The 15,612-nt window shown below is 43.3% G+C and carries 16 protein-coding genes; 12 read left to right on the top strand and 4 right to left on the bottom strand.

From position 1 onward, the window contains the following. The first annotated feature begins 20 nt into the window (after positions 1 to 20). The 5 genes from MHH89_RS21255 (at position 21) to hmpA (ending at position 4,485) form a co-directional block, all read left to right on the top strand. Positions 21 to 716, top strand: a complete 696-nt coding sequence (locus MHH89_RS21255; RefSeq protein WP_076124136.1) for a response regulator transcription factor — start codon at positions 21 to 23, stop codon at positions 714 to 716. A 108-nt stretch (positions 717 to 824) separates the two neighbouring features. Then, the gene (locus MHH89_RS21250; protein ID WP_076124134.1) at positions 825 to 1,676 is read left to right on the top strand and encodes a M15 family metallopeptidase; all 852 of its coding nucleotides are present in this window, start codon (positions 825 to 827) and stop codon (positions 1,674 to 1,676) included. After that, a complete protein-coding gene (locus MHH89_RS21245) occupies positions 1,676 to 2,197 on the top strand; it encodes a VanZ family protein (protein ID WP_076124132.1) in 522 nt (173 codons plus the stop codon). The genes MHH89_RS21250 and MHH89_RS21245 overlap by 1 nt, the downstream gene beginning before the upstream one ends. 38 nt (positions 2,198 to 2,235) lie before the next feature. Next, positions 2,236 to 3,072: a YitT family protein gene (locus MHH89_RS21240; protein ID WP_036682251.1), complete on the top strand. Its 837-nt coding sequence runs from the start codon at positions 2,236 to 2,238 to the stop codon at positions 3,070 to 3,072. Positions 3,073 to 3,279: 207 nt separating this feature from the next. Beyond that, the gene (gene hmpA, locus MHH89_RS21235) at positions 3,280 to 4,485 is read left to right on the top strand and encodes an NO-inducible flavohemoprotein (RefSeq protein WP_076278253.1); all 1,206 of its coding nucleotides are present in this window, start codon (positions 3,280 to 3,282) and stop codon (positions 4,483 to 4,485) included. 63 nt (positions 4,486 to 4,548) lie between these two features. On the opposite strand, the gene MHH89_RS21230 is transcribed toward hmpA, so the two are convergent. Beyond that, on the bottom strand, positions 4,549 to 5,655 hold the full coding sequence (locus tag MHH89_RS21230; protein WP_076278254.1) for a PdaC/SigV domain-containing protein: 1,107 nt from the start codon (positions 5,653 to 5,655) through the stop codon (positions 4,549 to 4,551). Between the two features lie 185 nt (positions 5,656 to 5,840). Beyond that, entirely contained in the window at positions 5,841 to 6,689 is an 849-nt protein-coding gene (locus MHH89_RS21225) for a metallophosphoesterase (RefSeq protein WP_076124127.1), read from the bottom strand. A gap of 108 nt (positions 6,690 to 6,797) precedes the next feature. On the opposite strand from MHH89_RS21225, the gene MHH89_RS21220 reads away from it, so the two are divergent. The 3 genes from MHH89_RS21220 (at position 6,798) to MHH89_RS21210 (ending at position 9,239) form a co-directional block, all read left to right on the top strand. Continuing rightward, entirely contained in the window at positions 6,798 to 7,619 is an 822-nt protein-coding gene (locus MHH89_RS21220) for a methyl-accepting chemotaxis protein (protein ID WP_036682244.1), read from the top strand. Positions 7,620 to 7,699: 80 nt separating this feature from the next. Then, positions 7,700 to 7,978: a hypothetical protein gene (locus MHH89_RS21215; protein WP_038573810.1), complete on the top strand. Its 279-nt coding sequence runs from the start codon at positions 7,700 to 7,702 to the stop codon at positions 7,976 to 7,978. A gap of 139 nt (positions 7,979 to 8,117) precedes the next feature. Further along, the gene (locus MHH89_RS21210) at positions 8,118 to 9,239 is read left to right on the top strand and encodes a nitric oxide synthase oxygenase (RefSeq protein ID WP_076307563.1); all 1,122 of its coding nucleotides are present in this window, start codon (positions 8,118 to 8,120) and stop codon (positions 9,237 to 9,239) included. A 124-nt stretch (positions 9,240 to 9,363) separates the two neighbouring features. Here the strand turns inward: MHH89_RS21210 and MHH89_RS21205 are convergent, their stop codons facing one another. Continuing rightward, the gene (locus MHH89_RS21205; protein ID WP_076124124.1) at positions 9,364 to 10,005 is read right to left on the bottom strand and encodes a TetR/AcrR family transcriptional regulator; all 642 of its coding nucleotides are present in this window, start codon (positions 10,003 to 10,005) and stop codon (positions 9,364 to 9,366) included. 187 nt (positions 10,006 to 10,192) lie between these two features. On the opposite strand from MHH89_RS21205, the gene MHH89_RS21200 reads away from it, so the two are divergent. Together MHH89_RS21200 and MHH89_RS21195 are read left to right on the top strand one after the other, a co-directional pair. Next, on the top strand, positions 10,193 to 10,945 hold the full coding sequence (locus MHH89_RS21200; RefSeq protein ID WP_038573803.1) for an SDR family NAD(P)-dependent oxidoreductase: 753 nt from the start codon (positions 10,193 to 10,195) through the stop codon (positions 10,943 to 10,945). 163 nt (positions 10,946 to 11,108) lie between these two features. Beyond that, positions 11,109 to 12,524 carry a hypothetical protein gene (locus MHH89_RS21195; RefSeq protein WP_076278256.1) on the top strand — a complete coding sequence of 472 codons (1,416 nt, stop codon included), beginning with the start codon at positions 11,109 to 11,111 and terminating at the stop codon, positions 12,522 to 12,524. A gap of 67 nt (positions 12,525 to 12,591) precedes the next feature. On the opposite strand, the gene MHH89_RS21190 is transcribed toward MHH89_RS21195, so the two are convergent. Beyond that, positions 12,592 to 14,082, bottom strand: a complete 1,491-nt coding sequence (locus MHH89_RS21190; protein WP_076124120.1) for a peptide MFS transporter — start codon at positions 14,080 to 14,082, stop codon at positions 12,592 to 12,594. Positions 14,083 to 14,337: 255 nt separating this feature from the next. Between MHH89_RS21190 and MHH89_RS21185 the strand changes: the two genes are divergently transcribed. Together MHH89_RS21185 and MHH89_RS21180 are read left to right on the top strand one after the other, a co-directional pair. Further along, entirely contained in the window at positions 14,338 to 14,694 is a 357-nt protein-coding gene (locus MHH89_RS21185) for a nucleotide excision repair endonuclease (RefSeq protein ID WP_036682230.1), read from the top strand. A gap of 134 nt (positions 14,695 to 14,828) precedes the next feature. Continuing rightward, positions 14,829 to 15,494 carry a glycosyltransferase gene (locus MHH89_RS21180; RefSeq protein WP_175617270.1) on the top strand — a complete coding sequence of 222 codons (666 nt, stop codon included), beginning with the start codon at positions 14,829 to 14,831 and terminating at the stop codon, positions 15,492 to 15,494. Positions 15,495 to 15,612 lie beyond the last annotated feature (118 nt).

The raw sequence follows: 15,612 nt of genomic DNA, 5'->3' as shown, positions 1-15,612 counted from the left end.
CCTATAGGAGTGAAAAATAGATGAAGCGCATCACCATTTTAATTGCGGATGATGAGGCGGAAATTGCCGACTTGGTGGCCTTGCATTTGCAAAAAGAGGGGTATCATATCCTCAAAGTGTCCGATGGAAGGGCAGCGGTACAAGCCATTGAGTCGCAAACGATAGATTTGGCGATTCTGGATATCATGATGCCGGGGCTGGATGGTTACGAGGTCACCCGCCATATTCGGGAGCATCATCATCTGCCGATTATTTTTCTGAGTGCTAAAACTTCCGATCTTGATAAAATCACCGGACTGGTTATGGGCGCAGATGATTATATGACCAAACCGTTTAACCCAATGGAGCTGGTCGCCCGGGTCAATTCCCAGTTGCGGCGCTCCATACAATTCAGTCAGCCCGCTGCCATACCTAAATCGGTGCTAGAGGTTCGGGGATTGATGATTTCACCGGATGAGCATACGGTTACTCTTTATGGTGAGGTTATTGAGCTAACTCCAAAAGAGTTTGATATTTTGCACTTATTGGTCAGCCATCCTAAGCAGGTGTTTAGTGCGGAGAACATTTTTCAACAGGTATGGGGCGATGCTTATTATGAGAGTGGGAACACGGTCATGGTGCATATCCGTACCTTGCGCAAAAAGCTCGGTGAAGACATCAATAAGAATAAATTCATTAAGACGATCTGGGGCGTTGGATATACTTTTAATGGGTAAAGCCAGTGAGATTTATTTATTTTAAGAAAAACTTTATATTTGTCCTGCTTTTTCTTTAAAGTGTCTTCGTTATTCTATTCCTATCAAGGAAATGGGAGGACATTGCTGATGAAGAAGTGGGGCTTTTTGGCGTTGGTTGTGTTGTTGCTTGGGTATGCAGCGGCTCGTTATTTACCGAATACGGGTAATTTAGGATACGATGATAAGATTCGCAAAGAATCTATTAGAAATAACAATAGCTTAGAGGTAGTAACACAAGATCAAGTGTATCAAGGGGATTTGTTGCTGGTGAACAAACAATACCCGGTACATGAGGATAGTGTGAAGTCTGATATCGTGACCTTATATGAGCAGGCGGATCTGGTGCAGGGTTATGGGCTGCTGGATACCTCGATTCGTTTGTCTGAAAGTGTAGCGCATAAATTCAATAAGATGGTCAAAGCTGCCGAAAAAGAGGGTGTGAATCATTTTTTAATTAGCAGCGGGTACAGGGACTTTGAAGAGCAAGAGAAATTATATCAGGAAAAAGGTTCGGACTATGCTTTACCGGCGCAATATAGTGAACATAATTTAGGATTATCTCTGGATATCGGGTCGTCCCAATCAGAAATGAGTAAAGCGCCTGAAGGGAAATGGCTGCAAAAAAATGCCTGGAAATACGGCTTTATTCTTCGCTATCCGAAAGACAAAACCGAGATTACGGGGATAAAATATGAACCCTGGCATTTCCGTTATGTAGGGTTGCCGCACAGCGCCATTATTCATGAGAAGGGGCTTGTGCTAGAACAATATTTGGATTTCTTGAAAGAGAACAAAGAGATTTCAACAACAGTAGACGGCAAAGCTTATACAGTAAGTTATTTTCCGGTATCCAAATACACTACGATCAAAATTCCACAGGAAGGGCAATATATGACGTCAGGCGATAACATGGATGGCATAATTGTTACTACATATTAATGACTAAAGAGCCGAAAAAAAAGTCTGCTATAAACCTTTTGCTGGCAGCGATATTTATCGTCTATATGTATTTTTTAATTCGAATTATTTTATTTAAAGGTGCACCAGTGAACTTATTATCGCTTTGGGAGCAAGCGGGACGTATGTTTGAACATCCAGACCGGATTTTTAATCGGCGAGGCAACTATATCCCTTTTAAGGAGATCTCCCGGGGGATGGACGATCTGTCGCTTTCAGATCCTTTTTCATCGATTAATTTAGTAGGGAATTTGTTGGCCTTTATTCCGTTTGGGATCTTGGTGCCCATGCTGTTATCGCAAAAAGTAAGGCTGTTTCGAAGAGTTTTCTTCCTCTCGCTGGCGCTGAGCTTCTGTTTTGAATTCACACAATTAGTATTGTATATCGGCACCTTTGATGTGGATGATCTTATTTTGAACACTGGCGGCGGGGTGGCTGGTTACTGTATCTATAGACTGTTGACTTCTTTCGGATGGATTGCATCTATATCAAAGCGGTGTTAGTATTTGTGGATATAGATCTAGGGTAGAAGGGGCATGGTATGAAAAAGCGTATTTCGGATATTGTTTCCATCATTGTAGGAGCTTTGTTATTCTCCTTGGCCGTTAATTTGTTTGTGATTCCGAACGAGTTCGGTGAAGGCGGGGTCACGGGACTGACTATGATTACTTACTATTTGTATCAGTGGTCACCCGGTATTGTTAGTTTGATTCTTAACGCTTTATTATTAATTGTGGGGTACAAATTTCTAGACAAAACTACGACGGTATACACGATTATTGCGGTGTTTTTCAATTCGTTATTCCTGATTCTTACGAAAAATTGGAATATTGGCAGCGATGAGTTGATAATTAATGCAATATTCGGGGGTATCTTCTCAGGTGTGGGTATCGGGCTAATTATACGAGTGGGTGGAACGACTGCAGGGTCAACCATCATCGCCAGAATTCTACATAAATATTTGGACTGGAATGTTAGTTACGCGCTACTGCTCGTTGATTTAATTGTGGTGTTCGCTTCGTATTTCATCATTGGAGTACAAAGTCTGATGTTTACGATCGTGATGCTCTATGTAGCCACTAAGATAATGGACTTCATTATTGAGGGAGTGAACCCTAAGAAGGCTGTTACGATTGTATCCCAAGAGCAGGACAAAATTGCTGAACAGGTTAATGGAATTATGGATAGAGGCGTCACAGTAATATATGGCCGTGGGTACTATACCAAGACACCTAAAGAGCTGCTGTATATTGTGATTAGCAAGCAGGAAGTGACTATGCTTAAGAAAATCGTCAAATCCATTGATAAAGAGGCGTTTATTACCATCCACGATGTACGAGATGTATTCGGAGAAGGTTTTGTGGAGCTGTCAAAATAATAAGATAAAAAGCTATCCCGGAAGCTATTATGGCTCTTGGATAGTTTTTTTGATTTCGGGTGCATTATTGTGATGGATATCATTGCAATTGTTGAATCGTTCACATTTTTTCAATTTCCCGTGTGATTGAACGCACACTCCGGCATGTGCAGCTTCTATATGCTTTTTATAGAGGAATTAATTTATTGCAGGAAAGAGGGTATTTAGATGTTAGATCAACAAACCATTGAAATCATAAAATCAACGGTGCCCGTATTGCAGGTTCATGGGAAGACCATCACAACTACTTTCTATGGCATGTTATTTGAAAATCATCCGGAGTTACTAAATATATTTAATCATGCCAACCAACGGGAAGGTAAACAGCAGACTGCACTTGCTAACGCCGTACTCGCGGCGGCAATGAATATTGATCAGCTGGGAAATATTTTGCCTGTGGTAAAACAGATTGCGGAGAAACATCGGGCATTGGGCGTATTACCTGAACATTATCCCATCGTAGGTGAGACTTTGTTAGCTGCTATTGGGCAAGTACTTGGCGATGCGGCGACGCCGGAAATTATTGATGCTTGGGCAAAGGCGTATGGCGTGATCGCAGATGCCTTTATTGGTGTCGAAGCAGAGAAGTATCGTGAAGCTGCCGAAATTCCCGGGGGTTGGAGTGGATTTAGAAACTTTGTGGTTACTAAGAAGGTTAAAGAAAGTGAACTTATTACTTCCTTCTACCTTTCTCCTGAGGATGGAGGGGCTATAGCTTCTTACTTGCCGGGTCAATACATCACGGTTCGTGTTCAGCCTGAGGGCGAGGAATACACCCATGTTCGCCACTATAGTTTGTCCAGTGCGCCGGGACAGACGTATTACCGCATCACAGTTAAACGGGAAGGTGAAGGGCCGGATAAACCGGCTGGAGTCGTATCTACTTTCCTTCATGATGTCGTACAAGTGGGAGCTATATTGGAAGTAAGCTCGCCAGCAGGTGATTTCGTACTAAATAAAGATAGTGATCGTCCAGTGGTTCTTATCAGTGGTGGGGTTGGACTAACCCCTATGGTAAGTATGCTGGAGACATTAATTGCTACGCAGCCAGAACGAGAGGTAACGTACATTCATGCAGCCATCAATGGAAGCTTGCATGCTATGAAAGAAATGGTGGCGGATTTGGAGCAGTCCCATCCTACCCTACGATCCTATGTATGTTATGAAACTCCAAGTAAAGGAGATACGTTCCATAAAACAGGTTATATTGATCTAGCTTGGTTGCAAGAAGTAACAGACGTAAACTCTGAATTCTATTTCTGCGGACCGACTCCTTTTATGAAGGCGATATATAAGGCTCTTAAGGAATGGAAGGTGGCTGAAGACAGAATTCATTATGAATTCTTCGGCCCGGCTGGAAGTTTGGAAGCCTAAGCTGTAAAACCAAAAGAGCGTCCCAGTCCTAATGACTGTGACGCTCTTTTTTACAATAGAAGTTTATTTGAAGGCAGCGAATGGGTTAGTTCCCTTTGGTAATATTGAACTGAAATTAAAGGTGTACGTAGGAATTCCAGCCGCATAAGGGGCAATTTCGTACTGTTGGTAGAAGATTGCAAGGCCACTCTCGGAAACGTAGAAGTTTGGTTTTTCTGTTAGTCCGCCAGGTGTATCTGGAAAAGCTAGCTCCTTGGTGCTTTCCTTCAACATTTTATCTAATTTTTGTTTGTAGTTTGGCTCTGCCTTCAGCAGGTCCTTAAGTTCAATTGGTTTGCCGTCTTTCAGCGAGAAGGTAAATCCTTCACGAAGGGCTCCACCATGTGCTCCACCAGTATAGCCATATTGATCAGTCACGATGCTCAGAACCCCTTCACGGTTAAAGGAGACAACAAAAGTTTGAGAGAAGTCATATTTATTCTCTATAGTACCATCTCTACGGCTAGCCTGTTCTTCACTCTCTGCGACGAATTGTTCAGCTTGCTTTTTGAAGATCGCATTAATCTTAGTCTGCACTTCATCCGTTAAGCCACTGATTTTGGGATACTGTACTTTGATACTAGCATTTTTATTGCTCTTATCTAAGGTTTCAGAGGTAATTTTGATGTCATTCATTACTTTTTTACTTAGATCAAGTGATTTCAATGAAGGATTATAAACGCCTTGCACTCCTAAATAGTCAGACAACAGTTTGAACGGAACATAAATCCGGTCGTTGATGACCTTCACATCATGACTGCCGGTCATGCTATAAATGTAATAGCCATTCAGGGTTGTACTAACACCGTAATCTGAGACCTCCATGTCCAGCTTCATGGAATCGCTGCCTACACTATAAGTTTTGGTGCTTGCATTATAGTTAATGGAGAGGCCAAAAGCATCCCGTAGTACAGTTAAAGGGATCATGGTGTTGCCGTTTACTATTTTCGCTTGCTGCGATAAGGTCTGGCCTTTATATTTAAGCACTACAGAGGGTTGCTGTGCGGCTTGTTTTACCGTACTTCCTCCGGTAGCTGCGGCTTGAACTGAGGTTCCTCCTACTAGTCCCGACCCTCCAAGCAATACTCCAGCAGCCAAGATGGCTGAGGTCCATTTCATACTTTTATTCATAACTTAATCTCTCCTTCCCAAGGATGGGCTTATGTAGTTGCAATATGATATTTTTTCCTCTATCACTCCTACAATTATACCTAGGTCCCAAATAGATTTGATTACAAAGGCGGTTACAGTGTTGTTGCATAGATATGCAAAAGGTATATACTTTTTAACCATTTTGTACGATTAAGACACTAGCATTAAGAATGTAAAGTAATTACGGTGAGTTCGGGGCGACAATTAAAGCGAACAGGCATACGAGTTACTCCTATCCCGCGAGTGGTATAGACCTGAAGTTGGCTGTTGGGCAGTTGATATAATCCACTTGAATATTTATTTCCGTGAGGCGGGGTATATAAAGCTCCGACAATTGGAAACCGCACTTGGCCTCCGTGACTATGACCAGACAATTGCAGATCTATAGGCAGCTTGCAAAAGTCATCGGCGAAATCAGGTTCATGGGCAAGGAGAATTGTGCAAGCCTCTTCCGGGATATGAAGCAGCGCTTGGGCGATGTCTGCTTTTCCGACCCAAGGATCATCTATTCCGGCAATATAGAGCTTGTCCGTACCTTGGGTTAAGACGATATGTTCATTATGGAGCACGTGGAAGCCCGATTGTGTTAGCCCTTTCGTTACAACCTTTCTGGTCCCAAAAGCATCATGATTGCCTAATACTGCAAATTGTCCAAAGGGAGCCCGCAACTGAGAGCACAAGGCTACGGCTTCTGAAATATAATCGGCTGAATGATCTAATAAATCGCCGGTGAAGCAGATCAGATCTGGCTTTACCTGTTGAATTTGCTGCGCTAGCTCCGTTAAAGCTTGCGGCTTGGAATATACCCCCTGATGTAAATCGCTAAAATGAACGATACGAAATTTATCGAAGGCTGGAGAAAGTCTAGGGAGTGTAATATCTACGTATTTGATTTCCAGCCAGTAGGGTTCGATCCAATGTGAATAGATGCCGGATGCACCAGCTGTTCCAAGAAGGCCTAGAGTTACTTGAGCGCTTTTCTGTAGAAATTGTCGTCTGCTAATAGTATTCATAAACAAATCCTACGCGGGGATTGTTACTCTACTATGACAATATTCATTTAATAACCCATTGTGACGATAAAACTACATATACATTTTTTTTATATGGGAGATGAAGAGATGAGTATTATCGATGCCTTAGTCCTCGCAGCACCTTATTTCAAAAAGATTCACTCGCAGGATATTATGATTGGAATCACGGACAGGGAGATCTTCCATTATTACGCACCGAGTAAAGTTATTGATCTCGGATTGGTTAAGGGTAACCCTATCCCGCCTGAAGATCTGTCGCTTTCAAATGGACTGAAAGGTATAGCAAGCTCTAACCGAATCCCAGCAGAAATTTATGGAGCTCCTGTAATCTCAACATGTGTACCTATCTACGGAACGGATGATGATGTAATCGGGGTTTTTGCCATTGCCTATACACTAGAGAACGAGAATAAGCTTGAAGGATTCACAGATGAGATTAATGAGATAAGCAGTCATCTAATGGAGATGGTGCAGAGCGTAGCTGCCCAATCTCAGGAATTATCAGCAACCTCGCAGCAAATATTAGATAATACGCGTAGAGCCGTAACAGAATCACAAGAAGTGAATAAGGTTGCCGGCTTCATTCGTGAGATTTCTGAGCAGACGAACCTGCTTGGGCTGAATGCGGCAATCGAAGCCGCGCGTGTAGGAGAGCAAGGGGCAGGTTTTGGGGTGGTTGCTACGGAAGTACGCAAACTGTCCGTTAACACTAAAGAAGCAACCCATAATATTGAAAAATCACTGAGTGATGTTCAAAAGTCCATTAAGCAAATGGAGCAAGAAATTGAAGCGATCTCTGCTTCTTCACACTCACAAGCAGAATTGGTCACTGAATTCAGCGGTGTCATTGAGCGCCTGAATAAAGCGAGTAATGAAATGACGTCCTTTATGCAATCCATTATCCAGTAGATAGTGAATGCATAAGATGACTTCACCCAAACCATGCTAGAAGAGAACAGGCGCATTTCAGAAGGGAGCGTATTTCATTTATGAAACAACCCGATTCCAGTCTGCAAGCGAATGACAATGTAACTCAAGCCAAAAATTCTTTGGGCAAGCTTCATTTCTCTGTCTCTCAGGCACTTAGTCATCCAACAGAACAGACTTTGGCACAGGCTGAGAACCGCCTGGCACATACTGAGCAGGCGATTCAGCAAGCTCAGGACTGGCTAGGTCCTCAAGGTGTGGAGTTGGCTGAAGAACTGTTGACCGAGGATAAGAGCAGACTTGCCTCATTGAATAAGCAAGGGAAACGTTCAGAGCGCTAAATGTTCCTGCCACAACCTGTGAAGCTCCAAGCTTCACGGGTTGTTCTTATGCGCTTTTCCCTGAAAGATGTGGCATAGGAAGAGGGATGTTATACTGGATTGAGAGTTTAAGCAAGGGTTTAGATGGGGGATAAGGGATATGAATGGCAAGCACATCGAAGAATTAACCCGGCAGGCGGAAGCTTTCATTCGACAATGTTACGCTGAACTAGACAAGTCTGAAGCCGAGACGGATCATCGCATCCTAGCCGTACATGAGGAAATTAACCAATCAGGCAGTTACACACATACAACGGAAGAATTAGCGCATGGTGCAAGAATGGCCTGGCGCCATAATAGCCGCTGCATTGGGCGTCTTTTTTGGCAATCCATTGAGCTAATCGATGAACGCCAAGCAGAGACTGAGGAACAAGTTGCTGAAGCGTTGCTGCGACATCTGGAAAAGGCGAACAACGGAGGACGTATTCGTTCACTCATCACGGTCTTCCGCAGCGGAGAAGATCCGAATCAGCGGATTCGGATCTGGAACCACCAATTGATTCGTTATGCCGGTTATCCTGGCGATGAAGAACACGGACGTGCAGGCGATCCGGCATCGGATGAATTCACAAAAATGTGCCAGCAACTAGGTTGGCAAGGAACGGGTGGCGATTATGATGTGTTGCCGTTAGTGATCAGTATTGGCAACGGGCATCCCTACGTTTTCCCTATTCCTGATCACTTCATTCAGGAGGTACCGTTAACACATCCTGAAATTGAACGTTTTGCTGAGCTTCAGCTTCGTTGGTATTCTGTACCCATTATCGCGGACATGCAGTTGGAAATTGGCGGTATTCTGTACACGGCTGCTCCTTTTAACGGTTGGTACATGGAGACTGAAATCGGCTCGCGTAACTTGGGGGATACCGGACGATACAACACTTTGCCAGCTATAGCTGATGTGATGGGACTGGATCGCTCCAGCAACACAACGCTTTGGAAGGATAGGGCGCTTCTTGAGCTGAATCGCGCAGTGCTGCATTCCTTCAAGCAAGCAGGTGTCAGCATCGTGGATCACCATACAGCAGCAGATCAATTTGTTCGATTCCAGCAACAGGAGAACGAGCAGGGGCGCCAAGTCTCAGGGCGCTGGTCCTGGTTGATTCCGCCTATGTCACCCTCGTCTACACCGATTTGGCATGATCGTACGTTAAAAGAATATGATTTCAGCCCTCGTTTTCTTTATCAACAATCACCCGTCGCAACCTGCCCATTTCACTAGCTAACGAAGGCAGTATATAGGTCGCAACTTGAATCTGGATAGAGGCAATTTCCTTGGAAATGTCTCTTTTTGTTTTGACTATAGAAAAAGCGCCAAGTTCCCCTCCTAAGGAAACTGGCGCTTTTTAGGCTTTTAAATGATCCAGAAAAATTTGTTTAAGCAGCTCAAGCTGATCGTCGGAGTCTAGATCCGATTCCAGCAGGAGAATGTTTTTTTTCATCGTTAGTTTTCTGGAAAAGAGGGCAAAGCTATTCATGAGCGTAATTAAGGTCTCTTTTACGGGGAGACCCGCACGAATAGAGCCGTCTTCTACCCCATTTTGAATGATCCTGGAGTATTCATGCCAAATTTTGCGGTTGAGTGCATTGAAGCTCAGAACATCCTCAACAGGTTCATTTGAGTGTGAGGCGTAGCTTTCGAAATTGACCATAAAAATAATACTTAGATGATTTTGATCCTGAATAAAGAAATCAAATAATTTCTCGATTTGTTCAAGACAAGTAAGGGGCAAGTCAGCTACGTATTTAAAATGATCGAGCATAGGCTCCAGCATTCGGGTGGCTACAGCCACTACGAGTTTTTCTTTTCTGGGAAAATAGCGAAATAACGTCGCAATCCCGATATTGGCTTCGCTTGCGACATCTTGCATCGTCGACTTTTCGATTCCTTTTTGTGATAATACTCGTTCTGCGGATTCGAGGATCGTAATTAATCGTTGCTGCTTACCATCGGATCTTTCTTTTTCGTATCGTGTTTTAGGATTCATGAGGGCTAGACCCTTCCATTTTTTGATTGGGGTTTTCAATTATTAGTATTATATCCACCGTTTATTGGATTAAGCAAGGAGTGGTTGTAGTTCTTTTGTAAAAATGATATGATGTATATCACAGTGATAGTGTGACTATCATCACTCAAATATTATATCACAATATGATTATAGAGGAGACCTAATTATGAATCGTCTAACTAATAAAGTAGCAATTATTACAGGTGCAGGCAGCGGCATGGGCCGTGAAGAAGCCCTTTTATTGTCCAAAGAAGGTGCTACAGTTGTAGCCACTGATATTAACGAGGCTGCCGTACAAGCAGTTGTGAAGGAAATTGAAGCAAATGGTGGTCAAGCAGCAGCTTATGCACATAATGTGGCTTCCGAAGAAGACTGGATCAAGGTTGTAGAAGATGTGATTAGCAAGTTCGGGAAAATCGACATTTTGGTAAACAATGCAGGGATCTCATTCCCGGTTCAATTGCTCGAATCCACTGTTGATCAATGGAACAAAGTAATGAACATCAACGTGAGCAGCGTATTCCTTGGCATGAAGCATGTTGTTCCTCAAATGAAGAACAATAAAGGTGGTTCCATCGTTAATATTTCATCCATCGCAGGTTTGACTGGCAGCAGCGGTGCTGGTGCTTATACAGCTTCAAAAGGTGCAGTTCGTATGCTTAGTAAAGCAGCAGCTGTAGACTTTGGTAAAGATAACATTCGTGTGAACTCTGTTCACCCAGGATTTATCGAAACCCCAATGAGTGCTGAATTTGTAAATAACGAAAAAATGCATAGCTTCTTTATGTCTCAGACTGCGCTGCCACGTGTTGGACGTGCTTCTGAAGTAGCTGAAGCTGTATTGTTCTTGGCTTCTGATGAAGCTTCTTACATTACAGGTGTTGAGCTGCCGGTTGATGGCGGAGTTGTAGCTAAATAATAATCTCTAATTAAGAAACATTAAGAAGCCGTCCCATACGTAGATTTTCTCTACGCGCGGGACGGCTTCTTTTGCTGTTTTAGGCCCATTTCTACTGAACATTAGCCTACACCCCTGCATACCATATAGCACTCGGATAGTAGGAGAAGGGTGTGGTGCAGAGATGGGCATCCAGTTAACAGCGCTCCATTATGTATATCTGGCATTTATCGTATTTATAATGGCACTTCTGATCAAGAGACGGGACACAACGATGATCTGTATTGCGGGCATCTTTGTACTTGGGTGGTTAGCCACAGAAACTGTCAGTGGTTCGGTCACAGGTGTATTCAACTCTTTTGTATATGCAACCAAGGAGCTAATGGGTACGATCATGATTATTTCGATCATAGTAGCCATGAGCCGGGTATTAACACGCACGGGGATTAACGAAATCATGGTTGCTCCACTTACCCGCTTTTTGCGCACACCGTTCATAGCCTTTTGGGGGATCGGTCTGATTATGATGGTCACCTCATGGTTCTTCTGGCCTTCACCCGCAGTGGCCTTGATCGGGGTTGTGCTGCTGCCGGTTGCCATTCGAGTGGGACTGCCGGCTCTTGGAGCGGCGATGGCAATGAATTTATTTGGCCACGGGATTGCGCTCTCAGGTGATTACATTATTCAAGGTGCACCTAAACTAACAGCAGATGCGGCCGGACTTCCGGTGACCAGTGTCATGGAGGCGAGTGTTCCGCTTGTAATTGTTATGGGCGTGGTGACTACGATAACGGCGTATTGGATGATGCGCAGAGATCAGAAGAAGGGAACTTGGCGAGACGGTCTTATTGCCGGGAAAAGTGCCGTGAGTGCGTTATCTGCAGAGAATGATACGGCAGAAGATCCAGCGGTGATTCATCCAGCATTGAAACAATGGCTGGCCATCGCCATTCCCATCCTGTTTTTAGCCGATGTAGCAGGCATGTTTCTGCTCGATTTGCAGGGTGGAGACGCAACTGCCTTAGTTGGTGGTACTGCGGTGTTCATTCTGGTTGTAGTAACCTTGTTGGCACATCGTAATAAAGGATTGGAGCAAGTAACTACTTATCTGATTGATGGACTTACGTTTGGCTTCAAAGTATTTGGTCCTGTGATACCGATTGCCGCTTTTTTCTATCTGGGGGATTCGGCGTTTGCTGAATTATTCGGCAAAGTGCTGCCCGCCGCATCTCAGGGGATTGTAAATGATCTAGGGGTCGCTCTAGCTCATAACGTTCCTCTGAACGGTGCAGTGGGTGCTGTGACCGCAACTATAACCGGAGCCATTACAGGCCTAGATGGTTCAGGGTTCTCGGGCATTTCACTTGCCGGGTCTATTGGGAAATTGTTTGCGGTGGCCACACATTCCGATGCGGCGACTTTAACTGCGCTGGGTCAGGTAGCTGCCATTTGGGTGGGTGGAGGCACGCTGATTCCGTGGGCATTGATTCCGGCGGCTGCTATTTGCGGAGTAAGCCCCTTTGAGCTGGCAAGACGGAATGTTAAGCCTGTATTGATTGGGCTGGTAGTCACGACGATTGTCGCCATGTTTCTGGTGTAGAGGTTGGATAACTATAGGAAACCAAAAAAAGGCTGCCGAGAAGATCTCGGACAGCCTTTGGGTGTCTTTAATGTATCCCTTTCATAAAATTCTGAATTTTGGAAGAGAATAGGAAGAGGATAAGCGCAAGGATAAGGGCCACTCCACCAATTACTCCAAAGTACATCATTTCGGTATCCGGGGTATAGAACTTCACAATTTGAGCATTAATTGCTTGAGCAGCGGCATTCGATAAGAACCACATACTCATCATTTGAGCGGTAAAAGCCGCCGGTGCCAGTTTGGTCGTTGCTGATAAGCCCACAGGGGACAAGCATAACTCCCCGATTACGATGATAAAATAGCTGAGTACCAGCCATAATGGATTCACAAGTGAATTAGCTCCACCGAAATAAGCAGGTACTAGAATCACCAAGAAGGATAAACCGGCAAACAATAAACCAAGCGAGAACTTTTGCGGAATCGAGGGTTGACGGTTACCGAGCTTTAACCACAACCAGGCAAATATAGGTGCAAGAGTGATAATAAACAGCGGGTTAAGCGATTGGAACCAAGCAGGAGAAATGTGTAAGCCTGCAAAATCCAATTGGGTCCGTTTATCAGCAAAACTAGCTAGAACTGTGGAAGTCTGCTCTTGAATCGCCCAGAACATAATCGATGCGATAAATAAAGGAATGTATGCGAGAATTCTTGACCGTTCAACGGCTGTTGTTTTGGGACTGCGGTACATCATAATGAAATACATCGTAGGAATAAGTAAGCCTAATACCCCTACTATTTTTATTAATGTTTCAAAGGTAAGCACTCCGGTAAGAATGCCGATCGTAATCAAAATCGCAAGTACAACTAATCCTACACCAATCCAAGTAAAGATCTTTTTCTTCTGATCTGCAGGAATAGGGTTGTGTACAATTGTACCGGCCAAACCCAGATTTTTTGTGCGAGTCATAATATAAACGACTAGTCCAACAAACATTCCGACTGCGGCAATCGAGAAACCTAGATGGAAATTATTCATGCCTACTGCGCCAACAATTAGTGGGGAGAGAAATCCTCCCAGGTTAATGCCCATATAAAAAATGCTGAAGGCAGCGTCACGGCGGTTATCCTGCTCGCTATAAATTTCGCCGACAATACTTGAAACATTGGGTTTCAGTAGACCCGTTCCGAGTACGATTAAAACCATCGAAGCAAAAAACAATGTGGTATTGCCTGGAATAGCCAGTAGTATATGCCCGAACATGATTAAAACGCCGCCGTAGAAAACAGCCCTCGAAGTCCCGAGAAGCCGATCCGCAAGCCAGCCTCCAATGATCCCTGACATATATACAAGCGATCCATAGATAGACATAATAGAAAGTGCCATATCTTCAGGTAATCCGAGACCGCCTTGGCTCACTTCATAATACATGTAGTAGACAAGGATAGCTCGCATGCCATAATAAGAGAAACGCTCCCAAAATTCTGTGAAGAAAAGGGTGAAAAGTCCCTTAGGATGTCCGAAGAAACCCTTTTGCGGGACGCTATCTACTATTTTTTGCCGGTCTGTTACTGCCATGAATCAAATCCTCCTAGATGACAAATATCTATATATCATGATGCAAACGCCTCTATTTTATTTATAATCCTCTCCTGTCTAAGACCGCAACCCTTGGGCAGGAAGGTTTTGAATAATGCTATATTTTTTAGTAATATTTCCATTAGATCAATCGAACTTGCTTTTATTGTATTTATTTGACTGCGCCAGATTGAATGGTCTTACTTAGCGATTTATGATACTATTTACTCCTATATAGAAAGAGGACGTGAGCTAATGATCAACATAACGATTCCAAAAGCGGATGTTAGTATTACTAAACAAATTAACCCGCAGTTAAGCAATATTTACGGATTTACGGACTTTCACCTGATTCCGAGAGATTACGGCGGTATCTTTATGTTCTACAATGATCAGGATGAGTTGTTGTTTGTAGGTAAAGCGAGAAAGCTAAGACCAAGAATTAAAAAACATTTTGAAGACACCGTATCTGACATCAAGCAACATCGGGACGAGGTCACCAGAATTGATGTGTGTTTGATCGAAAGTCCAGTTCATAGAGAGATCTATGAAACCTATATCATTAATGAACTGAAATCTAAATACAACGTAGATAAAGTGATGTTTAGATAAAAGTAAGACCCAGGCACCGTCCACGTGATGGTGCTTTTTTGTGTTCTGAGAATAGTTGCGAATGAAATGGAAGTAAAGGTGCACAATATACAAGATATTCAAATCCATCACTGTTCACAAGGAGATAGGTCATATTGAAAAATAAGTATTTGATGTTGAAGCTAACCTTATTGTGTATGTTTCTGGTTGTAAGTGTTACACCTACAATTGCCGATGCTGCAGCAGCTAAAGAGAAAAAGAGCTCCCACAAGCAATGCTTAACCCCCTCCGTAATTGAGCTTAAGGATAATCTTAGGAAGTTATGGATCGATCATGTGGTATGGACAAAGAACTACATTGTTAGCGCCTTTGCAGATTCTGAGGACAAGGATAAGGTACTGGCAAGGCTGTTACAGAATCAGCAGGACATAGGGGATGTCTTTAAACCGTATTACGGTGAGGCAGTTGGAGATAAGCTGGCTCAATTATTGCGGGAGCATATTCTTATTGCCGGAAAAGTTCTAGGTGCTGTAAAGGCTGGAAATCAGGCCGATGTGGAAAAATACAATAAAGAGTGGTATGCCAACGCTGATGACATTGCCAAGTTTCTAAGTAGCCAGAACCCCAAATATTCTTATGAACAATTAAAGGAAATGCTTCATGAACATCTGGAATTGATTACTGATGACGTGACAGCTAGAGTTAAAAAGGATTGGGATGCCGAAATTGCCGCATTTGATAAAGGGCTGGAGCATATGATCATGTTCGCAGATATCTTAACCGAGGGATTGATCAAACAATTTCCCGATAAATTCAATTGAAATCAAAGCACCCGAAGGGGTGCTTTTTTTATTTTGCAGAAGAGAATAGGTCTTTAGGTGCATTTCAGAAAGTTAGATATAAAGGCTCACTTACATACAAGATAAGTAAACTATAATA

The organism is Paenibacillus sp. FSL H7-0323, assembly GCF_038002725.1.
GTDB lineage: Bacteria > Bacillota > Bacilli > Paenibacillales > Paenibacillaceae > Paenibacillus_AQ > Paenibacillus_AQ odorifer.
The sequence above is the reverse complement of the archived record's forward strand: the minus strand, read 5'-3'. Positions and strand labels throughout refer to the sequence as shown.